Origin of the sequence: Glycomyces xiaoerkulensis (assembly GCF_002798405.1) — a bacterium.
GTDB classification, from domain to species: domain Bacteria; phylum Actinomycetota; class Actinomycetes; order Mycobacteriales; family Micromonosporaceae; genus Glycomyces; species Glycomyces xiaoerkulensis.
Genome location: NZ_PGGV01000007.1, coordinates 67,308 through 90,178, shown reverse-complemented (window position 1 = coordinate 90,178; position 22,871 = coordinate 67,308). Strand labels below are relative to the sequence as shown.

At 73.7% G+C, this 22,871-nt stretch carries 20 protein-coding genes; 6 read left to right on the top strand and 14 right to left on the bottom strand.

Annotated elements, in window-relative coordinates; genetic code table 11:
• Positions 1–24: 24 nt before the first annotated feature.
• From CUT39_RS02540 to CUT39_RS02500, 9 genes are all read right to left on the bottom strand, one after another.
• Positions 25–1,167 (bottom strand): type III PLP-dependent enzyme domain-containing protein, encoded by a 1,143-nt coding sequence (locus CUT39_RS02540; RefSeq protein WP_100444375.1) that lies wholly within the window; start codon positions 1,165–1,167, stop codon positions 25–27.
• A complete protein-coding gene (locus tag CUT39_RS02535) occupies positions 1,164–2,696 on the bottom strand; it encodes an IucA/IucC family protein (RefSeq protein ID WP_198586815.1) in 1,533 nt (510 codons plus the stop codon). The genes CUT39_RS02540 and CUT39_RS02535 overlap by 4 nt, the downstream gene beginning before the upstream one ends.
• On the bottom strand, positions 2,693–4,045 hold the full coding sequence (locus CUT39_RS02530; protein WP_100444373.1) for an IucA/IucC family protein: 1,353 nt from the start codon (positions 4,043–4,045) through the stop codon (positions 2,693–2,695). The genes CUT39_RS02535 and CUT39_RS02530 overlap by 4 nt, the downstream gene beginning before the upstream one ends.
• A gap of 48 nt (positions 4,046–4,093) precedes the next feature.
• Positions 4,094–5,353 carry a J domain-containing protein gene (locus CUT39_RS21400; protein WP_198586814.1) on the bottom strand — a complete coding sequence of 420 codons (1,260 nt, stop codon included), beginning with the start codon at positions 5,351–5,353 and terminating at the stop codon, positions 4,094–4,096.
• 128 nt (positions 5,354–5,481) lie between these two features.
• Positions 5,482–6,996 (bottom strand): molybdopterin-dependent oxidoreductase, encoded by a 1,515-nt coding sequence (locus CUT39_RS02520; RefSeq protein ID WP_100444371.1) that lies wholly within the window; start codon positions 6,994–6,996, stop codon positions 5,482–5,484.
• Positions 6,997–7,109: 113 nt separating this feature from the next.
• Positions 7,110–7,616: a hypothetical protein gene (locus tag CUT39_RS02515; RefSeq protein WP_100444370.1), complete on the bottom strand. Its 507-nt coding sequence runs from the start codon at positions 7,614–7,616 to the stop codon at positions 7,110–7,112.
• Positions 7,609–9,489, bottom strand: coding sequence for a dynamin family protein (locus CUT39_RS02510; RefSeq protein WP_100444369.1), 1,881 nt, complete (start codon positions 9,487–9,489; stop codon positions 7,609–7,611). Before CUT39_RS02510 ends, CUT39_RS02515 begins: the two co-directional genes overlap by 8 nt.
• On the bottom strand, positions 9,486–10,028 hold the full coding sequence (locus CUT39_RS02505) for a nucleotide exchange factor GrpE (protein ID WP_157930439.1): 543 nt from the start codon (positions 10,026–10,028) through the stop codon (positions 9,486–9,488). Before CUT39_RS02505 ends, CUT39_RS02510 begins: the two co-directional genes overlap by 4 nt.
• A gap of 20 nt (positions 10,029–10,048) precedes the next feature.
• On the bottom strand, positions 10,049–11,500 hold the full coding sequence (locus tag CUT39_RS02500) for a dynamin family protein (RefSeq protein ID WP_232805536.1): 1,452 nt from the start codon (positions 11,498–11,500) through the stop codon (positions 10,049–10,051).
• A 217-nt stretch (positions 11,501–11,717) separates the two neighbouring features.
• Here CUT39_RS02500 and CUT39_RS02495 point away from each other — a divergent pair, with 217 nt between their 5' ends.
• The gene (locus tag CUT39_RS02495; RefSeq protein WP_198586813.1) at positions 11,718–14,153 is read left to right on the top strand and encodes a helix-turn-helix transcriptional regulator; all 2,436 of its coding nucleotides are present in this window, start codon (positions 11,718–11,720) and stop codon (positions 14,151–14,153) included.
• A complete protein-coding gene (locus CUT39_RS02490; protein ID WP_100444366.1) occupies positions 14,150–14,662 on the top strand; it encodes a LuxR family transcriptional regulator in 513 nt (170 codons plus the stop codon). The genes CUT39_RS02495 and CUT39_RS02490 overlap by 4 nt, the downstream gene beginning before the upstream one ends.
• Position 14,663: 1 nt before the next feature.
• On the opposite strand, the gene CUT39_RS02485 is transcribed toward CUT39_RS02490, so the two are convergent.
• Entirely contained in the window at positions 14,664–15,362 is a 699-nt protein-coding gene (locus tag CUT39_RS02485) for a DUF6319 family protein (protein WP_100444365.1), read from the bottom strand.
• 152 nt (positions 15,363–15,514) lie between these two features.
• Here CUT39_RS02485 and CUT39_RS02480 point away from each other — a divergent pair, with 152 nt between their 5' ends.
• On the top strand, positions 15,515–16,657 hold the full coding sequence (locus CUT39_RS02480; RefSeq protein ID WP_100444364.1) for a glycosyltransferase family 4 protein: 1,143 nt from the start codon (positions 15,515–15,517) through the stop codon (positions 16,655–16,657).
• Here the strand turns inward: CUT39_RS02480 and CUT39_RS02475 are convergent.
• Positions 16,584–17,099: a DUF2269 domain-containing protein gene (locus tag CUT39_RS02475; RefSeq protein ID WP_157930438.1), complete on the bottom strand. Its 516-nt coding sequence runs from the start codon at positions 17,097–17,099 to the stop codon at positions 16,584–16,586. The two genes, CUT39_RS02480 and CUT39_RS02475, sit on opposite strands and share 74 nt — an antisense overlap.
• A gap of 149 nt (positions 17,100–17,248) precedes the next feature.
• Between CUT39_RS02475 and trhA the strand changes: the two genes are divergently transcribed.
• Positions 17,249–17,899 (top strand): PAQR family membrane homeostasis protein TrhA, encoded by a 651-nt coding sequence (trhA, locus tag CUT39_RS02470; RefSeq protein ID WP_100444362.1) that lies wholly within the window; start codon positions 17,249–17,251, stop codon positions 17,897–17,899.
• On the opposite strand, the gene CUT39_RS02465 is transcribed toward trhA, so the two are convergent.
• Positions 17,884–18,582, bottom strand: coding sequence for a formylglycine-generating enzyme family protein (locus tag CUT39_RS02465; protein WP_198586812.1), 699 nt, complete (start codon positions 18,580–18,582; stop codon positions 17,884–17,886). The genes trhA and CUT39_RS02465 overlap by 16 nt on opposite strands.
• A gap of 128 nt (positions 18,583–18,710) precedes the next feature.
• Here CUT39_RS02465 and CUT39_RS02460 point away from each other — a divergent pair, with 128 nt between their 5' ends.
• On the top strand, positions 18,711–19,439 hold the full coding sequence (locus tag CUT39_RS02460) for a response regulator transcription factor (RefSeq protein ID WP_100444361.1): 729 nt from the start codon (positions 18,711–18,713) through the stop codon (positions 19,437–19,439).
• On the opposite strand, the gene CUT39_RS02455 is transcribed toward CUT39_RS02460, so the two are convergent.
• Both CUT39_RS02455 and CUT39_RS02450 read right to left on the bottom strand, forming a co-directional pair.
• Entirely contained in the window at positions 19,418–20,200 is a 783-nt protein-coding gene (locus CUT39_RS02455) for a polyphosphate polymerase domain-containing protein (protein ID WP_100444360.1), read from the bottom strand. The genes CUT39_RS02460 and CUT39_RS02455 overlap by 22 nt on opposite strands.
• Positions 20,201–20,217: 17 nt before the next feature.
• Positions 20,218–20,814 (bottom strand): DUF4956 domain-containing protein, encoded by a 597-nt coding sequence (locus CUT39_RS02450; protein WP_100444359.1) that lies wholly within the window; start codon positions 20,812–20,814, stop codon positions 20,218–20,220.
• Positions 20,815–20,966: 152 nt separating this feature from the next.
• Between CUT39_RS02450 and CUT39_RS02445 the strand changes: the two genes are divergently transcribed.
• Entirely contained in the window at positions 20,967–22,556 is a 1,590-nt protein-coding gene (locus CUT39_RS02445; protein ID WP_198586811.1) for a CotH kinase family protein, read from the top strand.
• Positions 22,557–22,871 lie beyond the last annotated feature (315 nt).

The following is a 22,871-nucleotide window of genomic DNA, read 5'->3' as shown; positions in this document are numbered from 1 at the left end:
GGTAACCTGCGGGGTCGGGGTGGTTCAGGCGCCGTCGACGGTGATCTGCAGCGGCCGCTGGTGGGCCAGGAAGCGGTCGTGGGAGATCTCCCAGCCGTAGGCGCCGGCGTTGGCGAACAGGACCCGGTCGCCCACGGCCACCGCCTCGACGCGGCGGCCGGCGTGGAGGACGTCGCGGGGCGTGCACAGCTCGCCGCACACCCGAAGGTCGACCTCCTGGAGGCGGGGGCGCGGCCACGGGTGGGGCCAGTGGTCGACGGCCACGAGGGTGAACGGGTGCGAGTAGCCCCAGGCCGCCGGCAGCCGGAAGTGGTGGGTGCCGCCGCGCACCAGCGCGAACGCCTGCCCGGCGACGGTCTTGAGGTCGACGATCTCGGCGAGGTACCAGCCGGAGTCGGCGGCCAGGTACCGTCCGGGTTCGAAGACGAGTTCGGCGCCGGCGGTGTCGATGCCGGCGATGCGTTCGCCGAGGCGTTCGAGGTCGATCGTCTCGCCGCGGGGGTCGGCGCCCAGGCCGCCGCCGACGTTGACGTACCGCAGCTCGATGCCGGCCTCGTCGGCGGCGCGGGCCGACCAGGCGAGGCCGTCGGCGACGTGGTCGGCGTAGGCGTCGGCGTCGAGGCAGCCCGAGACGGCGTGGAGGTGGAAGCCGGCCACGTCCAGGCCGAGGGCGCGGGCGTGGGCAGCCGCGGCGGCCACCTGGTCGGGGTCGATGCCGAAGGGGGTGGCGGGGCCGGTCATCCGGTGGGTGCCGGGCACGGGGCGGCCGCGGTTGACGCGCAGGGCGACCGGGCCGAGGTAGCCGGCGGCGGCCAGGCCGTTGAGTTCGCCGAGGCTTTCGGCGTGGACGCACAGGGGCGTCTCGGTCGCGGCCGCGGCCTGCCAGTCCTGGTCGGTCTTGGCCGGGCCCGAGAACGCCAGGCGGGCAGCGCCGGCCTCCTCGGCGAGGGTCAGCTCGCCGCGGGAGGCGCATTCGACGCCGTCGACGGTCTCGACCGCGGCGGCGAGGACCGCGGGGTTGGCGCAGGCCTTCATCGCGTACAGCACGGTGTGGGGCGCCAGGGCCCGGCGCAGCGCGGCGGCGCGTTCGCGCAGCCGGGCGGGGGTGTAGATCCAGGCGCATGCCGGGGACGGCAGGCTGCGGGCGAGTTCGGCGACCTCGTTCATCGGCCTCTCCCTGCCAGGGGGTTGTCCACGTACGTTTCGACTTCGGCGCCGGGGCTCAGCCGCATGGTCAGCAGCGCCTTGGTCGGCATCCGCGGCCCGAGGTAGGCCTCCCGGTCGGCCCGCGGCAGGTCGAGGCCGGCGACCAGGTCGGCCAGGTCGGCCCAGAAGCGCCCGGCGTCGAGGCCGCAGTCGCGGGCCAGGACGTCGGCGACGGCGGCCAGTTGGTTCTGGAACAGCGTATAGGCCACCTTGGCGCGCACCTGGTCCCAACTCGCCGCTGCCACCGGGCTGGACTCGGGCACCTCGACGTCGAACGGCAGGGCCGGGCGCCACAGCCGGACGCCGCCCAGGTCGCGGGTGATCAGCCGGACCGGGGCCGGGCCGTCGAAGGCGATCAGGCTGTTCTGCAGGTGGGCTTCGAGGCCGATCCCGTGGTGGGCGGCCAGGCGCAGCACCGGCGGGGCCACCAGGCCGGCGTAGTCGCGGATCCAGGCCTCGGGGTCGCCCGACCAGGTCGCGTATTCGGCCGCGAGGCTGAGGCCGGTGACCGGTGAGCGGGCGGTGAGCGCGACGGCGGGGACGACGACGGCTCCGGGCGGGGCCGCCTCGGCCAGGCCGCTGCGGGCGATCGCGGTGAGGTCCCTGGTGCCGGGCAGCCATACCCCGGCCTCGTCGGCGGCGACCGCATGGCCGGGGTCGGTTTCGATCAGATCGGCGAGCGCGGCCGTCAGGGCGGGGGCGAGGGCGGCGGTGGCCGGGGCGATGTCGCGGCGGCTGGAGGTGATGTGGATGCCGAGGGCGAGTTTGAGGTAGCCGGGGCGCTGGGCGCCGGTGACGGTGCGGATGGCGGCGGTCGGCCAGGCGGGGACGGTGTGGTCGAGCAGGATGAGGCGGTGGTCGGCGAACAGGTCGCGGTAGGCCGGCAGGATGCGGTGTTTGAGTTGCCAGGGGTGGACGGGCACGACCGGGTCGGGCAGGTCGAGGCCGGCGAGCATGGGGTGGTCGCGCAGGTCGGTGCCGGAGCCCGAGAGCATCCGGGTGGGGTCGGCCAGGAGGCGTACGCCGATCGGGCGTGCGGCCTCCAGGTCGTAGCGGGTGCAGTCGTGGCTGCTCCAGCCCAGGCGGGTGCGGGCGCAGGGGTGGAGTTGGTGGCCGTCGGTGGCGAGGGTTTCCAGGAGGCGGGCGGTGGTGTCGGGGCCTTTGGTGCAGCGGGCGATGAGGGCGGCGAGGGTGGGGGTGCCGGCGCGGGCGGCGAGGGCGGCGAGGTGTCGGGCGCGTCCGGCCGCTCGGGCCTCGGCGATGCGGCCGCCGAGGTCGGCGCTGGCGATTTCGGCGGCGAGGTGGGTGGGGGGCGGTGCGCCGAGGATGGTCTCCAGTAGTGCCAGGGGGGTCTGGTGGGGTGGTTCGGTGATGGTGAGTTGGTTGAAGGGGCCTTCGGTGGCGGTGTAGGGGGCCTCGAGGCGGCGGGTGCGGGTGTCGGCGAGGTTTTCGCGCCAGGCGGCGGCGAGGAGTTTGGCGGTGAGGTTCACGTGTCCGCCAGGGGGTTGTCGACCCGGGTCCACAGGTCGGTGGTGGGCCGGTCGGCCAGGCGCATGGCGGTGGTGGCTTTGACCGGCCAGTCGGTTTTGAGGGCAGCCCGGTGCAGGGGGGCGGAGCCGGCGGCGGCCTCGGCCGCGGCCCGGGCGACGGTGCGCCACCATCGGGCGGGGTCGGTGCCGGTCCAGGTCGCGAGCGCGTCGACGAGGGCGGTGAGGGTGGTGGGGAAGAGGGCGGCGAGGAGTTTGCGGATGCGTTCGTCTTCGTCGTCGGTTTGGAGGTCGCCGTGGAGGGCGGGCCGGTTTCGGCGTGGGAGGCGGAGGCTGCCGAGATCGCGGTAGATCAGGCGGGTGGGCCGGTCGCCGTGGAAGGCGACCAGGAGGTTCTGGCCGTGGGCTTCGAGGGCGATGCCGGTGGCGGCGTAGAGGCGCAGGGGCGCCAGGAGGTGGTCGACGAGGGCGGGCCACCATTGGTCGAGCGGGCGGTCGGCGATGGCGGCGGCGATGGGGCGGCCGGTGGCCGGGCATGGTTCGGCCAGGGCTGCGACCGGGACGGTGCGGTCGCCGGTGAGGGTGGCGGGGGCCGGTCGGATGATGGCGGCCAGTTCGGGTCGGGGCCGGTCGCCTCCGGTGGCGATGGCGGCCTGTTCGTTGAGGACGGTGATGCCGCAGCGGTCGGCGGGGCCGGTCAGGAGCGGGGCGAGTGCGGGTCCGTTGTGGGCGGCGGCGGCCGAGACGTGGCGGATCGCCGAGGTCAGTTGGAGGTCGACGGCGCATTTGATGTGGTGGCGGCCGGTGGAGACGGTGCGCAGGCTCATCAGGGGCGCGGTGTCGGGCCAGGTGCGGGCCGGTGGGTCGAGTCGGTGGCGGTGGGCTTGCCAGGGGTGGACCGGCAGGAGGGGGCCGGTGGGCCAGTCGGGGCTGGTGCGGAGGGGCCCGGCCTGGTAGAGGCCGAGGTCGAATCGGGGGCGGTGTTCGGGGGCGTAGGCGCGGGTCTGGTCGGGGTCGAGGGTGCCGCGGCTGCGGGCGAGCGGGTGGGTGGGGTGGCCGAGGAGGACGGCTTGTTCGAACCAGACGGTGGGGTCGGGGTGGGCGGCGGCGGCGTGTTCCCAGATTCGGTCGGGGTCGGGGTGGGGTCGGGCGGCGTCGAGGGCGAGGGCGGTGCCGGTGACGGCGGCGTCGATTTCGGTGCGGAACCGGGCTTGGTGGGCCGATCCGGCGCTGATGGAGGCGGCCAGTTCAGCGGCGGTGGTGCCGCGGGGGGTGCCGGGGAGCGGTTCGCGGGCCGCGGCCAGGCGCAGCCGGTCGGCGACGGCCCGGTCGGCGCGGCGGGTGGATTCCATTGTCTTGCACTGTACTCACTTGGAGGCGCGGCGGTCGGGTGTGCTCGGTCACGTTTGGACGGCGGGGGTGGGGTTGCCGGGTCGTTGGGCCGGGACCGAGGCCAGTTTGGTTCGGAGGGCCTGCAGGATCGGCAGGTCGTAGTAGAGGCCGCCCGCGGCCAGCCAGGGGCCGATGTCGGCGGCGGCGGTTTCGGCCGGGGCGTGGTCGATGTGGGCGGGGGTCTCGACCGGTCCGCCTTCGGGGAGGGTCGGCCACAGGACCCAGCCGTGGACGTGTCCGTGGGGGAGGTATTGGTGGAGGTGGGTGACGGCGTCGGCGAGGCCGTCGGCGTCGACTTCGCCGTCGCCGCGGCCGACCGGCGGGGCCAGTAGGGCCACGCGGTCGCCGCAGACGATGGCGTGGGAGGCGCGGCCGGGGCCGCCGACCGGGAGGGTGACGAACAGCCGCGAGGCGGGCAGGTTGGTGAGGATTTCGCGGAGGAGCTTGCCGGTGCGGCGGTCGGCGGTGGGGCGCGATCCGGCCGGTCCGAATGCGTTGTATTCGCGCAGGGCGGCCCCGACGGTGCGGCGCAGTCCGGCCGCCCAGCGGGAGCGGCGGGCCGGCCAGATGACCGCGGCGCCGGCCAGCGCGTAGAGGCCGAGCCACCAGCCGAGGGGTTGGGTGGGTCCGGCCAGCCAGACGGCGGCGGTGGCGGTGGCGCCGGCGGCGGCGAGGCGGGCTTTGGGGATCGGTGGCGGGTGGTGGTCGGTTTTGCGGCGGCGGAGGAGTCCGCCGACGACGGTCAGTCCCCAGGCGAGGGCGAGTGGGATGGAGAGGGCGCGGACGGCGATGTGGGCGTCGGTGGCCATGGCGGTGGCGCAGAAGGCGTATCCGGCGGTGCCCCAGAGTACGAACAGGGTCATGAATATGGACAGTTCGATCGATTGGGAGGGGCGGGTGGTGACGCGTTTGCGGCGCAGTCGGGCGTACCAGGGGACGGCGACGAGGGTGCCGGTGGAGTGTGGGGTGCTGGGGGTTTGGGGCGGGGGTTTGACGTTCCAGCTTCGGACTTTGCGGTGGGCGGGGCGGGCGGCGGCGCGGCCGTAGCGTCTGGCGGCGCGGCGGCCGAACCGCAGGAGGTCGTATTCGCGGCGGAGTGCGGGGTCGGAGAGGGTTTCCCAGGCGGTTTGGAGTTCGTGGAAGGCCGTTTCGGTGCCGCCGCGGTCGGGGTGGGCCTCGCGGAGGCGCCGGCGGTAGGCGGCTTGGATTTCGGTTCGCGGGGCTTCCGGGCTCACCCCGAGGATGCGGTAGTGGTCTGGTTCGTTCACCACACGGCTCCCGGTCGGTCGGTCGGGGATGGTGCGGCGCGGCCTCGGGGCCGGCCGCGGCCAGTCGACGGTATGGGAGCCAATCTACCGCCGACGCCGCCGGTGTGGTGTCGCACGGTCGGAGATTTTCATTGGACGTCGACGGTGACTTGGTGGAGGCCGGTGGCGCCGTCGGGTTTGACGCCGGTGACCGCCTCGGTCTGGGGGTTGCCGTCGCCGTCGGTGGCGCGGACGGTGAGGGTGTGCGGTCCGGGTGCGGCTTGCCAGTCGGTTTTCCATTGGCGCCAGGTGTCGTCGGTGGCGACTTGGGACAGTTCGCATTCGGTCCATTCGCCGTCGTCGATGCGGAGGTGGACGGCGCTGATGCCGCGTTGCTGGGCCCAGGCGACGCCGGCGACGGTGACGGTGCCGGGTCGGGCGCCGCGGCGGGGGGTGTCGATGCGGGAGGCGGTTTTGATCGGTGCCGGGCGGGACCAGCCGCGTTCGATCCAGTAGGCGTCGTAGGCGTCGAAGGTGGTCAGTTCGAGTTCGGTGAGCCATTTGGTGGCCGAGACGTAGCCGTAGAGGCCGGGGATGACCAGCCGGGCCGGCCACCCGTGTTCGTGGGGGAGGGGTTGTCCGTTCATGCCGATGGCGATCAGGGCGTCGCGGCCGTCGAAGACGGCGGCGGTGGGGGAGCCGGCGGTCCAGCCGTCGGCGGAGCGGGAGACGAGTTGGTCGGCCTCGGGGTCGGGGTCGGATTCGGCCAGCAGGTCGGGCAGGGAGACGCCGAGCCAGCGGGCGTTGCCGACGAGGTCGCCGCCGATGGGGTTGGACACGCAGCACAGGGTGAGGTCGCGTTCGATCAGTTCGCGGCCGAGCAGGTCGTCGAGGGTGTAGGTGTGTTCGCGGCCGACGCGGCCGTGGACGCGCAGCCGCCAGGTGTCGGCCTCGACGGTGGGGGCGGTGATGGCGGTGTCGATGCGGTAGAAGTCGTCGTTGGGGGTGTGCCAGGGTTCGAGGCCGCGCACGTCGAGGTCGGCGGCGGGGCCGGGGTCGGCCGCGTCGATGTCGGGTTCGGGCAGGTCGAGGGCGGCGCGGTCGGATTCGACCGAGCCGGGGCCGATGCGGCGGGCGATGAGGGCGCCGGCGAGGGCGGCCAGGCCGGCGCCGGCGGCGAGGGCGAGGAAGGTGCGGCGGCCGGTGACGGTCGCGGCCCGCCCGCGGCCGGCCCACCAGTGGAGGGCGGCGGCGGTCCAGGCGGCGGCGAGGATCGCCGGGACCGCGGCGGCGGGCCCGAGGCCGGGTCGGGTGGCGGCGGCGAGCGCGCCGACCGCGGCCAGGGCGGCGATGAGGGCGGCGGCGGTGCGGGGCCGGTGTCGCCAGGTGAGGCCGGCTCCGGCTCCGGCGGCGGCGAGCGCGGCGATGATGCCGGCCTGGAGGAGGGGTTTGTCGGCGGTGCCGAAGGTGTCGATGGCCCAGTCGGTGAAGCCGGCCGGGGCGAGGCTGATGATGAGGTCGCTGACGGCCGAGAGCGGGGCGGCGCGGGGAGCGGTGAGGGCGGCGAGGAGGTGTCCGGCCGCGAGGCCGGAGAGGGCGGCGAGGAGGCCGGCGGCGGCCCAGGCGCGTCCGCTCGCGGGGTGGGTGTCGGTTCGCTCGGTCACCTCTCCATGGTCCACCTGCGGGGGAGCGGTGGCCGCTGCTGCGGGCTTACGTTCTGCTTACGTTTCGAGGCCGGGACCAGGGGCGTCCGGCCGAGCCGGGGCAGGGGCGGCGTTCACTGCTGCCAGAAGCGGGCCAGGGCTCCGGCGGCGGGGTCGTCGAGGTCGGTTTCGGTGAACATGGAGTCGGCTTCGGGGTTGACCCACGGTTCGGTTTCGGTGGTGCCGAGGACGTCGAGGTCGACCCACGGGTAGCCGTCGATCGGTTCGGGGGCGTCGAGGTCGAGTTCGGGCGGGAACGCGGGCGGGTTGTCGGCCTGGTCGACCAGGGTCTGCTCGTAGGTGGCGCCGTAGGCGGTCTCGTCGGTCTCGGGTGCCGGCTGGTCGGGTTCGGCCCCGAGGTCGAGCCGGTCGTCCAGGTCGGTGTTGAACTCGCCGGCATCGGTGTCGTCGGTGTCGGTGAGGGCGAATTCGTCCAGGCCGGTCTGGTCGGGATCGTCGAGGCCGTCGAGGGCGTCGAACTCGGAGGAGGGCTCCGGTGTGTCGCCGAAGGCGGCGTCGTCGAAGGGGCCGCCTTCGTCGCCGGGGTCGTCGCCGGTGGGGAACTGGTCGAACTCATCCATCGGCATCCTCCTCGCCTGGGACGAGCGACCTGGCTTTGGCCAGCACCTCGTCGAGTTGTTTCACCTTCTGCGCCATGGAGTCGCGGCGTTTCTTGAGCGATTCCTTCTTCTTGGCGCGGGCGGCCTGGTCGGCCTTGGCGGCCGATTCGGCCGCCTGGATGCGGGCGTCGTATTCGGCGCCGCGCCGCTCGAGGGCGTCGTCGAGGGTGGAGTTGAACACGAATTCGACCTCGGTGAAGCGGAACCCGACCTCTTCGTTGAGGTTGGCGCGGGCCTCGCCGATGACGCGCTGGACCCACTGCTTGGCCGCCTGCCGGTTGCCCTGGGTCTTGCGGCGGTAGAGCAGGAACGCCGCCGCGGCGACGCCGACGCCGAGCCCGGAGGCGGTCAGGGCCGCCGCGCCGATGCCGCTGACCGCGCCCAGGCCCACCATGGCGGCCCCGCCGGTGACGGCCCGGCCGCTCATCATGGCGACCCCGGCGCTGGAGGCGACCAGGAGCGCCCCGTCGTTGCCCGCGTCGCGGCGGGCCCGGCCGGAGGCGGCCGCGCGCAGCCCGGCCGAGATCGAACCGGTCGCCTGCCGCAGTTCCTCCTCGGTGAACACCTGCCGCAGGACGCGTTCGGCCAGCAGCACGAACCGCTGGTGGAGTTCGCCCGACAGCCGGGAGGCGATCGCCTGCAGGGCGATGTCGACCCGCTGCGGGAGGGTCTCCAGCGTCGACTTGTTGGCCTTCTCGATCTCGTCGAGCAGGGCCTCCTCGAGCTGCTGCAGGTGGGTGCGGACCCGGCCCTGCACTTCGATCTTGGCCCGCTGGGTCTCCACCCGCAGCGCCAGGTTCGCCTTCTTCGTCTCACCGCGCTTGGCGGCGATGACCTGCTTCTTCTCCTCCTTGAGGCGGTTGGCCGACTCGGGGTCGGGGTCGTAGGCCTTCATGTCGGCCTGCGCCGAGGCGGCCAGGCGCGCGAATTCGCTGCGGGCGGCGCGGACGACGTTGGCGGCCACCAGCGCCTTGCCGGCGGAGGCGACGCGCACCATGGACCGCTGGAGCCGGCCGACGCCCGACTCCTTCGCCAGCGCCTGGCGGGTCGGACCCGAGGAGTTGAGGGCGTGCTCGGCGAGCATCGGGGAGACCGGGAAGTGCGGGGCGTGCCGAAACCGGGGGGCGTGGGCCTCGATCAGGGCCCGGTTCTCCTCCAGCACCGTCCGCCACCCCGGATAGGTGTCGGTCTTGGTCAGGGCGAACACCACGAAGTTGACCCGCTTGGACGCCTCGGTCAGGAAGTCCAGTTCGGTCTTGGCCATCGGGGAGGAGGCGTCGGTGACCATGATCAGGCACGTGGCCCTGGAAACGGCCTCGAGTGCGATCTGGGCGTGGTCGGGGTCGAGCCCGCCGGTGCCCGGGGTGTCGACGACCGACAGGTGCTTGAGCAGCGGCGCCGGGTGGCCCACGAGCATGCGGCGCGGCGGGGCCATGCCCTCCGGCAGCGTCCCCAACCGGGTGGCCCAGTTGCGCAGGTCCCCCACACCCAGCAGCATCGGCTCGGCCGCACCGGGCTGCCAGGCCCGGACGCTGGCCTCCTCGGCGTGGGCGAACTCCAGATAGGCGCTGGTGGCGACCTCCGCGGCCACCGGCGACAGACCCGGCGTGCCCAACATGGCGTTCACCAGCGACGACTTGCCGCGCTTGGTCTCGCCGACCACCACCGCGACCGGCTTCTCCGGCTGCCAGCGGGCGACGTCGTCGACCTCGGCGGCGGCCTTGGCGTCGACCGACCGCAGCGACGCCGTCCCGGCCTTGGCGGCCTTGGCGCACAGCTTCGCGATCTGCTGGGCCTGGTCCGGCTTCGACTTGGTCTCGGTGCCCGCGCTCATGCCCGCACCTGCCCGCGGTAGACGGTCACCACCGGGTGGCGCAGCAGCTTGCCGCGGTCGGAGTAACCGGGCGTCTCGGTGCGGGCGATGATGCCGTCCTCGGACGGGCTGGCCGCCGCCACCGTCGCGCCCGCCTCGTGCGCGGTCGGGTCGAACCGCTGCCCGGTCGCGTCGATCGCGGCCACCCCCACCCGCTGGAACGTCTGATCGAGCTGCGAGGCCAGCGCCGGGGAGGTGGCGCGGTCGCGCATCCAGATGCACGCCTCGACCAGCACCGCCCGGTCGGCCTCGGCCTGAGCGCCGCCGTCGGCCGGACGGTCGACCGGGACGCCTCCGGAGTGAGCGCCGGTACCGGGCGCCGGGGCGGGCGTGATCGACCGGTTCGCAGCGAAGGCCGCCGCCGAGGCGACCACGACCGCACCGGCGGCGACCGCCAGCGTGCGCCAGTCGAACCCGTCGGCGATGAACACGGCGCCCAGGCCGGCGGCGGCGAGGCCGACCAGCGCCCCCACCAGGGGCCCGCCGAGTCGAATCGTCACAATGCTCTCCTTAGTCGTTCTCAGCCGAGGCGTTGGGCCAGCAGATGGAATCCACGATGCACCACGTTCGCCACCCGCGCCTGCGCCGGTGTGGCCCCGCCGTTGGCGAACGCCCGCCAGCGCGCGGCCGCCTCGATCGCGGCGCGCCGCTGCTGCGGGCGCGGCGCCTCCTCCAGGCCGAGCACGACGTTGGCGTCGTCGGTCAACGCCAGGCGGGCGACCTCGGCCTCCATCTGCTCGGGGAGGGGGACCCGGCCGGTGGTGACCTGCGCGGCCGCCTCCAGCAGCGGCAGCCGATGGTACTCGGGCCGGGCCACGACCGACTCGACCGCGCCGCGCAGCAGGTCGCGGTCGGCCGGCGGCCCGGAGGCGGCCGCGGCATCGAGCCGGGACAGCGCCCACCCGGCCTTGATGACGTCGGCGCGGACCCCGAAGATCTGGTGGAGGGTGGTGCGCAGCCGCGGGAACCCGGAGGCGGCGAACAGCAGCCGCACCAGCTCACCGGTCGCGATGTGCGGGTTGGTCTGGAGGTGGGCGAGGGCGAAGTGGATGCCGTACAGGTCCAGCCGCTCCAGCAGCCGCCGCCGCTGCCCGACCTCGACCGGCCCGTCGGTGGAGGTGAACAGGTCGGCGCTGGCGAGCATCAGGGCCCGCTTCTCCTCGTCGAGTCCGGCGAGGGTGCGCAGGGCTTCGCAGTCGGCGGCGGTCAGCAGGCCGGCCTCGGCGGTCTCGGCCAGGAGCCCGACCACCGGCACCACGTCGCACACGGCGCGTTTGAGGACGCCGGCCTGGTCGGCGGCGATCGGACCGGCCACCGGCCACGGGTCCTGCCCGGGCCCGGGGGCGAGCTTGTCGACCTTGTTGTACAGCGCCAGGGAGTTCATCGGCGAGCTCGACAACTGCTGGGAGGCGTTGGCGAACGCCTCGAGCGCTTCGACGTCGTCGCCGCGGACCTGCTGGGTGAACACGTAGATGATCGCCTCGGCGCCGGCGACCGCCTCGCGGGAGTCGTCGTCGACGTCCTCGGCGATGGGGGCCTTCAGCATCTGGCGGGCGGCGTCGGAGATGTCGGTGTTGACCGACTGGAGACCGGGCGTGTCGACCACGGTGAGGTCGCGGAGCCGGTCGCTGGACAACTGCACGTCGATCAGTTGGGCGTCGTCGGCCGGGATCGGCAGGCTGGTGGGGATCATGCCGCCCGCATCCAGCGGCACCGGGTGCTTCGCGCCGGTCCGGTCGATCACGTCGATCCGGTCGGCCGGGCCGTACCGGAACTGGGTGACCACGCGGGTGCACTCGCCGGCGGCGGTGGGGGCGACCCGGCGGCCGATCAGCGCGTTCACCAGCGTGGACTTGCCGGCTTTGAGCCGGCCGGCCACGGCCACGCGCAGCGGCTGCGCCAGCCGGGCGGCCACGTCCTCGACGACCGTGCGCGAGGAGTCGGAGACCTTGCCGGTCAGGTCCTCGCACATGCCCGCCACACTCGTGGTGAGTTGCCCTGCCACCATCCTCGCGCGTCCGCCCCTTCCGGTGAATCTCGTGCCCTGTGGCGCCGACGCCGGTCTGCGGCATCGAAGCTTCCGCAATATCATGAAGGGCGTCGGCGCATCGTCGACTGATATTGACGATACAAACCAGCAGGCGAACGTCGCCTCCCCCATTCGTGCCAGAGCGTAAGGAGCCCCTATTTTGGCCGCCCCGTCGTCTCCCACTCCAGGCCTGCAGCGGCCCCGGCCCGACGATGCGGCCGCGCCGGCGCCACCGGCGCCCGGGCCGCGAGACGAGGCGATCCGGACCGCCGCCGCGGCGCTGGCCGACGGCACCGGCCTGGCGGTGTTCACCGGGCCGCCCGGCTGCGGCCGCAGCCACCTGCTGTCCCAACTGGCGTCGGCCTCGAAACGGCCGGTGCACGCCGGCGGCGGACTGGCGATGCTCTCGAGCACGCCGGCGCTGGCCCTGGAGCGCGCCACCCGCGCCCGCATGCCCGGCGACGACCTCGCGCTGCTGGCCGAAGCGGTCTACTCCCGGACCCGCGGCGGCGTCCTGCTGATCGACGACCTGCAATGGTGCGACGCGGCCACGGTGGCGGTGCTGCCGATCCTGGCCCGGCGCCTCCCGGTCGCCGCAGCCCTGCGCACCCCCCACCGGCTCGCCCCGGCCGCCGCCGACCGGCTGCTGGAGGCGGCCACGGTCATCGACGTGCCCGACCTGTCCGAAGCCGAAGCGGCCGCCCTGGTGCGCTCGGCGGCCCCGGCCCTGCCGGGACACCGGGTGGCCGCCATCTGCGCCCGCGGCGGCCGCAACCCCCTGGCACTGACGGCGCTGGCCCGCCGCGCCGGCGAGACCGACGCCGAACCGGACTTCGAAGCCGTCGCCGACCCGGCCGCCGCGGCGGCGGCGGCCATCGCCGACCTGCCCCGGCCCGGCCGCACCGCCCTGGCCGCGCTCGGACTGCTGGGCCGCCCGGCCCACCCGAGCCTGCTCGGTGAGGGCGCGGCGCTCCTGCGCGAGACCGGCCTGGCCGCCACCGACGGCGCGCACCTGCGCCCGGCCAGCCCCTGGATGGCCGAGATCGCCGCCGGCCTGCTCGACCGCGAGGCCCGGACCGCGATGCACACCCGCCTGGCCGAGGCCACCGCCGGCACCGAATCGGCCCGGCACGCCCTGGCCGCCGGCGACACCGACCGGGCCCTGACCGAAGCGGTCGCGGCGGCCGAGGCCGCCACCGGGCCTTCGGCGCGGGCCGAGGCGCTGCTGCTGGCGGCCGAGGCCGACCCGGCCCACCGCGTGGACGCCGCCCGCGCCGCACTCGCGGCCGGCCGCGGCCGAGCCGCAGTGACCGTCCTCGAAGGCGCCGACGGCCCCGAAGCGGCCCTGGCGCGGGCCTGGGCACTGCTGGCCACCGGCGACACCGCCGCCGCGGCGGCGGCACTCGAATCGGCCCCGGACGGGCCCGAACGCGACCAGCTGCGGCTGCTCACCGCCGACCCGGCCGACCGGCCGGCCCTGACCGAGCGGCTGCGGGCCGCCCACGGGCCCGCCCTGGACCACCCGGGACTGGCCGCGGCCCTGGCCGGCGACGACCCCGAAGCGCTGGCGGCGGCCGAGGCGCTCGCCTGGGACGCCGGCGACCAGACCACCGCCCACTGGTGCGCCTGGGCCCGCGTGATCGCCCTGGCCGACGCCGCCCGCATCCTCGAGGCCGAGGCGGCCGCCCGCGACGCCGCCGCCCGCTGCGCCGAAGCCGGCGCCTACTCCTGGCAGACCCGGTTCCTGGCCGGCGCCGCCTGGTGCCTGGTCCTGTCCGGCACCGGCCTGGACCACCTCATCGCCACCGCCCAGACCCTGGCCGACCACACCCTGCCGGCAGTGGCCGACACGCTCATCATCGCCGCCATCGCCCTGGCCGAAGCCGACACCGGCGCACTGGGGACGGCCCGGGCGCGCCTGGCGCGCCTGTCCGACCCGCCGGCCGCGCTCGGGGCCCTGGTCGACTGGCTCGAACACGAGACCGCCTGGCTCGACGGCCAACCCGACCCCGAGCCGCCCGAAGGCGACGGCGGCCTGGTCGGCGGCCTGGCCCACATCACCGGCCGCTGGATCGCCTACGACACCGGCACCGAACCGGCCGGCACCGACCATCCCGCCTGGCCGAGGCCGATCGAGACCACCCTGGCCGCCTGGGACGCGGCCCGCGCCGAGGCGTTCGCCGACGCCGCCGACGCCTGGGACGGCCTGTCCGCCCGCGAACAAGTCCGATGCCTGCTGGCCCTGGCCGCCCACAGCGCCCGCCCCGACCAAGCCATCGCCGCCCTCGAAGCGGCCGAACGGGTCGCCGAGACCCACGGCCTGACCGTCCTGGCCGGCCGCGCCAAACGATCCCTCCGCCGCCACGACATCCGCCGCGACCGGCGCAGCGCCCGCGGCACCGGCGGCCTGACCGACCGCGAAACCCAAGTGCTCCGCCACGTCGCCGGCGGCCACCCCTCCCGCCGCATCGCCGAAATCCTCGGCATCACCGCCGAGACGGTCGAAACCCACATCCGCTCGGGCATGCGCAAACTCGGCGCCCGCACCCGCACCGAAGCGGCCGTCCTGCTCGACGGCGACGGCGGTGAGGCATGAACGACACGCCCCCGCTGCACGTGGTGGCCGCCGGCGCCGACGCCGACGCGATCGTGCGCCGCTGCACCGCCGCCGGATGGAAGGCCCACCGCGGGTTCGCCCTGCTGGAGACGACCTGGGACCTGGCCGAACGCCGCCTGATCGCCCACGGCACCGTCGCCGACGACCACACCGCCTCGCAGGCGGTCCTGGCCGCCGCCCGCGGCGCCGGCGTGGTCGCCGTCGCCGCCGGCGACATCGCGCTCGCGCTGGCGGCCGACCTGCGCCGGGTCGGGCCGCTCGGCCACACCCCCGGCCGGCCCGAACCCGACGACGGCCTCGACCTCGACCCCGAGCAGCGGGCCCTGCTCAACCGGCTCGCCGCCGGCTCGACGATCGCGGCCGCAGCCGAGGCCGAGTTCGTGTCCCTGCGGACGGCCAACCGGCGCATCGCCGCGGCCCGAGCGACCCTCGGAGTCAAGACCACCCGCGAAGCGGTGATGATCTACATCAAGCACGCCCGCCGGTGAACTACTCGCCGAGCTCGGCCAGCTTGGCCTCGGCGGCCTCCAGCCGCTTGCGGAGCGCCTCGGCCTCCTCGGCGGCCTCGGCCCGGATCTTCTCGACCACCTCGGTCACCACCTCGTCGACCTCGGCCGACTCGGCGGCCTTGCACATGGCCAGCGCCGCCGAATGCCCGACCTCGACGCCCTTGACGGTGGCGCGGGCGCCCTTGGCGGCCGACACCGCCCACCGGCCGTCCTCATAGGTCAACGTGATCGTCAGCTCCGGATGCTTCTCCCGGCGCTGCCGCGGCGCGCGTTTGCGCGCCGGCGCCGGCTCGGGCTTGCTCGCATTCGTCTCGGGCACGGTCACTCGCTTCCTCTCGGTCGGCGCCGGCGGGGCCGGCTTGGCGGGCTCGGGGCTCTCCGGCAGCAGCCCCGGCCCGGACGGGGCCCGCTGCCGGGACCGGCCGCCGCCCTGGCGCGGCGCCTTGGCGCGGGAGGCCTCGCCGCGCTCGGGCAGACGCAGCTCGGTGGGGGCGAACGGCAACTGGTCGGACCCGAAGGCGACCTCGACGAAATCGCCCTCGCGGGGCGAGGCCACCGACACGACCTTGCCCGACCGGCCGGCCACCTGCCCCGCCGCATCGGTGAACATCACCCTCGGTTTCTTGCCTTGGGCCAGCACCGATTCCAGATGATCGATGTCGGCACTGGACAGTGACATCACGGGGCTCCTTCCAATGACAACGGCTGCATCCTCCAACACCTACCGCTAGCCTGTGACACCGACCCCGGGAGGCGAACATTCCGATCCGGTTCAAGCCCCCGCCACGTCGGGTTCGCCCCGGCGCCCCACAGCCCCCATACGCTGCGACTATGAAGGTCGCCCTCGTCACAGAGTCGTTCCCGCCGCAGGTCAACGGCGTCGCCCGATCCGTCGCCCGCACCGCCGAGCACCTCCACGACCGCGGACACGAACCGGTCGTCATCGCCCCCTCTCCCGGCCCCGCCGACGCCCCGCCGACCCCCTGGCCGGTCGTCCACGTCCGATCCCTGCCGGTCCCGGCCTACCGCAACTTCCGCGCCGGCCTGGCCACCCGCGCGGTCGACGAAGCCCTCCAGGCCCACCGGCCCGACGTGATCCACCTGGCCTCCCCGTTCGGCTACACCGGCCGCGCCGCCGACTGGGCCACCGCCGCCGGGGTCGGCGCGGTCGCGGTCTGGCAGACCGACCTGCCCTCCTACACCCGCGCCTACCACCTGACCGCCTTCGAACAGCTCGTCTGGCGGCGCCTGCGCCGCATCCACTCCCAGGCGGCGGTCAACCTCGCCCTCAGCCGGTGCACCGCCCGGTCCCTGGCCGCCCAAGGCATCGCCGGTGTCGAAGTCCTCCCGCACGGGGTCGACACCGACCGGTTCGACCCGGCCCGGCGCGACCGGTCGGTCCACGACGCGCTCGCACCCGACGGCGAACTCCTGGTCGGCTACGTCGGCCGCCTGGCCCGCGAGAAGCACCTCCACCTGCTCAAGGCCGCCTCCGAACTGCCCGGCGTCCGAGTGGTGATCGCCGGCGACGGGCCCCGCCGCAAGGCCCTCCAACGGCACCTGCCCCAGGCGGCGTTCCTGGGCAACCTCCACGGCGCGGAACTGTCGCGCCTGTACGCCTCCCTGGACCTGTTCGTCCACACCGGCCCGTTCGAGACGTTCGGGCAGACCATCCAGGAGGCCCACGCCTCCGGGGTCGCCGTCCTGGCCGTCGACGCCGGCGGCGCGGCCGAACTGGTCGACCCCGGCGTCGACGGCACCCACTTCCCCTCCGGCGACCCCGACCGCCTGGCCCAGGCGGTCGCCGCCCTCGCCGGCCGGCGCGAGCTGCTGCGGCAGTGGGGGCGGCGCGGCCGCGCCAAAGTCCGCGGCCGCACCTGGGAGGCCGAAGGCGACGCGCTCATCGGCTACTACGAGCGGGCACGCGAGGCCGCGCGGTCGGCCGGGGCCGCCCGAGCGCTCCCCACGGCTTGAGGTAGGACAGCGCGATCGCGCCGATGAAGATCGCCGAGGACACGATCGGCCCGGCGACGGCGTCGCCGTCGACCGCCACCAGGCGGTCGGGGGAGAGGTCGGCGGCCAGCGCGGCCAGTCCGGGGCGCAGCAGCACCAGCGTCAGCGCGAACGCGGCGGCGGTGGCGACGAATTTGACCAGCACCCACCGGTAGCGCAGGCTCCAGCGGGTCCCCAGCGACAGCGCCAGCCCCGAGGCCAGGGCGGTCGCTCCGAGCGGCACGGCGAGGGTGCCGGCGAGCATCGCGGCGGCCTGCCCGGCGGCGAACTGGGTCGGGGCCCGGTCGGCGGCCAGGACGGTGGCGGTGAGCACCAGCAGCGACAGGCTCAGTCCGAGCCAGGCGACCGAGGCGGCGACGTGGACGATGATGAGCAGCCGGTAGGCGGGGCGCGGGAGTCTCATGGCCCCACCGTCGCGGCCGCCGGCCCGCGGGCGCATCGCCGCGGCGGCGTATTCGCGCCTACGACCGCGCGCCGAGGCGGATGCGGTCGCGGTCGCACTGCGCACCAAGACCCTACCGGCCGGTAACCGAAGTCGCGTATCGTTCAGGCATGGACACCGCGCTCGACACACGTCCGCGCCTGCGCGGCTGGCTGCACCTGGCGGCCTTCCCGGCCGCCCTGGTCGCCGGACTGATCCTGGTCGCCACCGGCCCCACCCTCGCCGCCCGGGCCACCGCCGCGGTCTACGTGCTCACCTCGGCGGCCCTGTTCGGCGTCTCGGCGCTCTACCACCGCGCCCGCCTGAGCCCGGCGGCCACCGCCCGCCTCAAACGGCTCGACCACGCCAACATCTACCTGATCATCGCCGGCACCTACACGCCGGTGGCCGCGCTCGCGCTCGAGGGCGCGGCCCGCATCGGCCTGCTGGCGGCGGTGTGGACCGGCGCGGTCGCCGGAGTCGCCTTCCGGACGCTGTGGCACGGGGCGCCGCGCGCGCTCTACACCGGCCTGTACATCGTGCTGGGCTGGGCGGCGGTGTTCGTGATCCCGCAACTGGTCGCCGGCGCCGGCCCCGCCGCGACGGCGCTGATCATCGCCGGCGGCGTCCTCTACACCGCCGGCGGGGTCGTCTACGCGCGCAAGCGGCCCGACCCAAACGCCCGCTGGTTCGGCTTCCACGAGGTGTTCCACGCCTGCACCGTGGCCGCCTACGCCGCCCAGTTCGCGGCGGTGGCGCTGGTGGTCTACTCGGCCGCCTGACCGGGGCCCAGGCTCCGGACCGGCCGCAGCCCCAAATCGTCGATCCGGAGGGTGGGCATCGTCCGGCGCCGCACCGAGGCCCGGCAGCTCCAGTGCTCGTCGAACCAGCCGCCGCCGCGCAGCACCCGGTAGTCGCCGTACACCTGCTGGTCGTAGTGGTCCCAGCACCACTCCCACACGAGTCCGATCATGTCCGACAGGCCCCACCGGTTCGGCCGCTTGAGGCCGACCGGCCGGATCCGTTCGCCGGAGTTGCCGCGGTACCAGCCGATTTCGTCCAGCGGCCCGTAGCGCGGCCGGTCGGTGCCGGCCCGGCAGGCGTACTCCCACTCGGCCTCGGTCGGCAGGCGGTATCCGGCCGAGGCGGCCCGCCGGTCCACCCGATCGCCGTCGATCCGGTAGGCCGGGTCCAGGCCCTCGCGTTCGGACCGGGCGTTGCAGTACCGGACCGCATCGAACCAGGAGACCTCGACCACCGGCAGGTCCGAGGCGCCGCGACCGGTCCCGCCGGCGGCCTCGGCCCAGTCGGCCTCGGTCACCGGCGTGGGCGCGATGGCGAACGGCGCCAGGTCGACCCGCCACGACCGGCGGGTGCGCCGGTCGCTGACGGTGACCGATCCGGCCGGCAGTTCGACCAGGCCGTCGGGCCGCGGCGGGCTGGGGGAGTCGGCTTCGAGGCTCACCGGGCGGACTCTACCGGCCGGCCCGGTGGGCGGCAATCGGATAAGGACTCGGCCCGGGACCACCGCCGACACCGAATTCCTATCGATAGATGTGGATATATGAGGAATGTCGGGTTTAGAATGTTCACGTGGAGTTCACCCTTAAGACACCAAGGCCGGACGGATCCGACTCCACCCTCACTAGGATCCTCACCGCCGACCCGGACGCCAACGTCCGCGGCATCCTCGAGACCGCCTGCCGACTCGAAGGCTGGGAGGCCATCCCCGCCCCCGACGGCGAAACCACCCTGGGCCACCTGCGGGACCACCGGCCCCACCTGGTCGTCACCGAGCTGTCCCTACCCGACATCGACGGACTGGCCCTCCTGGGCCGCATCCGCTCGGCGTTCCCCGACCTACCGGTGATGGTCCTGGCCGACACCGACGACACCGGGCACCGCATCGGATGCCTCGCCGCCGGCGCCGACGACTGCGTCGCCAAACCGTTCAACCTCGAAGAAGTCATGCTGCGCCTCAAATCCATCCTCCGACGGACCGCCAACGGCACCGAAGACCCGCCGCCCCGACTCACCGTCGGCGACCTCGAACTCGACGAGACCACCCGCGAAGTCAGCCGCGACGGCCGACCCGTCCACCTCACCGACACCGAGTTCCGGCTCCTGCGCTACCTCATGCGCAACCCCCGCCGCGTGGTCAGCAAGACCCAGATCCTCCGGCAGGTCTGGAGCTACGACTACCGGGGCCGAAGCAGCATCGTCGAGCTCTACATCTCCTACCTGCGCCGCAAACTCGACCACCGCTCGGCGCCGATGATCCACACCGTCCGCGGCGTCGGCTACGTACTCAGACCCGGCTGACCGGCCACCGGAACCGGACGCTGCGGCCGCCACCCGAAATGCCGCCGCAGCGTCCGGTTCCACTTGTTCGCCGGCAGCTCCGGACGCAGAAACGCCATGCCGGTGCCGTACTTGCTGATCGAGCACGGCCGGTACCCCGCCTCCCACAGCCGGCGGTCCACCGGCACCGACCGGCCCGGACTCTTCACCTCGACCACGGCCACCTCCGGACTGATCGCCCCGACCCGCCCGGCGAAGTCCTCGAACCCCAACTCGGTGTCGCAGGTCAGCCGCGCCCCCGAGGGCACGTGCAGGACCGTCGCCCGCAGGTACCGGGTCACCAGCACCGGCTCCAGCGCCTCGGCGCCGACCGGCACCTGCCCGGAGGCCTCGATCCGCCGCCGGCCCTCGGCGGTGAGCCGGTGCCGGTCGGCGGCGGCGTAGTCGAACCGGCGCTTGACCGTGGCCCGGCCCGAACGGGTCTTGATCTCGAGCATGCACCGGCCCGAATCGAGGTAGGTGCGGGTGCGGACCTTGAACCGGCGGCGCCGCGAGCGGGCCGCGGACAGGTAGCTCGACAGGTCCGGGGTGTCGAAGTAGACCGACTCGTAGTCGAAGCGGCGGCCGGCGTCGATCTCCAGCACGGCCAGCTCGCCGCGCAGCGCCTCCAGCAGCGCCTCCAGGTCGGCCCGGTCGACCAGGTACTTGCGGTCGACGCGTGTCTGGAGCTCGGCGGCCTCGAGCAGGTCGCCCAGGCCGATGGGGGAGAGGCCCGCGAACATGTGAATCGCTCCCAACCTCAGCGTGCGAGGACCGGACGGCGCCGCAGAGACCGGTCCCGCGGCCCGGCGACCCGATAGGTCACATCGACCGTCTGCGAATCCCGCACCAGGTCGGTCACCGTCGTCTCGATCCGCGTGATCGACTCGGCCCCCAGGTGCTCGATCAGCCGCGCCTCCAGCTCCGGGCGCGAGGGGTAGATCCGCTCCAGCACCACCCGCTGCTGGCGGTACCGCTGATGCCACACCGGCTGGTCGATCACGGCCATCACCGCCACCACCAGCAGCCCGAGGGCCGGACCGGTCCAGAACGGGTCCAGCGGGATCCCGCAGACCAGTCCAATGGAGAGCGAGGCGAAGTAGTAGCACACGTCGCCGTGGCTGATCTCGTCCGACCGCAGGCGGATAATGGACAGCACCCCGAACAGGCCGATGCCCACCCCGATCCCTATCTCCGCACCCAGCAGCGCGGTCACCACCGCATACACGCCGACGTTGATCCCGATATAGGGCACCACCATGTGGCGCCGGCGGTGGCGCCGGTAGTACACGCCGAACACCAGGGCGGCGATGAGCGCCAGATCCGCGACCAGTCCTGTCCATCCGAATGCTTCCATACAGCGATTTATAGAAGCCCAACCTATGAATGCGCTATGCGGAACCTATGCGTCGGCAAGCGTTTCCATAGTTTTTCCATAGACGACGTTGCTACCGTTCCGGGCATCCAAAGAGAACGGAACCAGATTCCGTGGCCATGGAGGTGCCACACATGAGACCCATCACGCGGACCCTCGCGGCCGTCGCGGCGACTCTCACACTCGCGATCGGCCTCGCAGGCAGCCCCGCCGCCGCCCAGCATCCCGAACCGGTCCAGACCCTCCCGCTCTGGGACTCCGGCACGATCCACGACGTCCAGGTCTCGATCGACGACGCCGACTTCACCGAACTGGTCGAGGCCTACCTCGAGTCCGAAGACAAGATCTGGATCACCGCCGACGTCACCATCGACGGCACGACCATCCCCGGAGCCGGCATCAAACTCAAAGGCCAATCCAGCCTCATGGGCTTGAGCACCGACTCCTCGCCGTCCTCACTGCCCTGGCTGATCCGCCTCGACAAGTACACCGAACAGGACTACCAGGGCTACAAGCGAATCGTCGTCCGATCCAACGAAACCGAATCGGCACTCAACGAAGCGGTCTCCCTGCGCATGCTCGAAGGAGCCGACCTGGTCGCCACCAAGAGCTTCCCGACCGCCTTCAGCGTCAACGGCGAACCACCGGTGCTGCGCCTGATCGTCCAGGAACTCGACAAGACCTTCGACAAAGAGAACTTCGGCGACCCCGACAGCAAGGACGGCGGCACCCTCTACAAGAAGAAATGGGACCGCGGCTTCGACTACTACGGCGACGACCCCGACGACTACGACGGCGCCTGGGAACCCAAAGGCGGCGACGAGAGCGAATGGCAGCCGCTGCTGGACTACCTCGACTGGATGAACAACGCCACCGACGCCGAATTCGCCGCCGAACTCGACGACCGCATGGAAACCGAGGAATTCGCCCGCTACCTGGCCGTCCAAGACCTCATCCTCAACTGGGACGACATCGACGGCCCCGGCCAGAACGGCTTCCTGCGATACACCCCGAGCACCGGCAAGATGACCGTCGTCGCCTGGGACCACAACCTCGCCTACGGGATCTACCCGCCGCCGCCGGACCCCGTCGACCCCCCGCCGCAGACCGATCCCGACCAGCGATTCACCTGGGGCTGCCCCTGCGTCGAACGGGCACTGGAGATACCGCAGTTCCGCGAACTGTACGAGCAGACGTTCTTCCGGCTCAAATCCGAGCTGTACGACTCCGGGTACGCCCAGACCGCACTCGATGAACTGGCCGCGCCGCTCTACCGGTCGGACCTGATCGACAACGCCACCCTCGACCAGGAGGCCGCGCAGGTCCAAGAGGTCTTCACCCAGGACATCACCCCGCGCACCGGAGCCACCGAACCGCCGGACGGCTCCGACCCGCCCGACGACGGCACCGACCCCCCGCCCGCGGGCGACGACTGCACCGCCCGGATCGAGGTGGCCGGCGACTGGGGCTCCGGCTGGCAGGGCAACGTCCTGATCACCGCTGGCGACAGCGGCCTCGACGGCTGGCGGCTCGACTGGACCTGGCCCGGCGGCCAAGGCCTCAGCAGCCACTGGAACGCCGACGTCACCGCCTCGGGCTCGTCGGTCACCGCCACCGACGTCGGCTGGAACGGTACCGTCGCCGCCGGCCAGACCGTCGAAGCCTGGGGCTTCATCGGCTCCGGCTCCTCGGCCTCACCCGAGGTGACCTGCACCGCCGACTGACGACCCCGGACCGGGCCCCGCACCACCCCCAACCGGTGCGGGGCCCTCCGCCTCCCACCACCCGGGCCCGGCCCACGGCAGGGGAGCGGCACCACCGAACCGCCATCCGTGCCGCCCGCCGGCGGTCTCACCGGTCCCGATCGCGCTCCAAGCGCGGGGGCCAACAGGTACGTCTGAAACCCGCCATACTCCCTAATGGATTGCCTAGCTGAGGCGAGTTCTCCCTGGTGGAGGCTGTCCAATGCGGCATGCGGCTACGACGAAGGTCGCGCGAGCGAGAAGGGAGGACGTGAAGTAGCAGAACCAGAAGGGGCA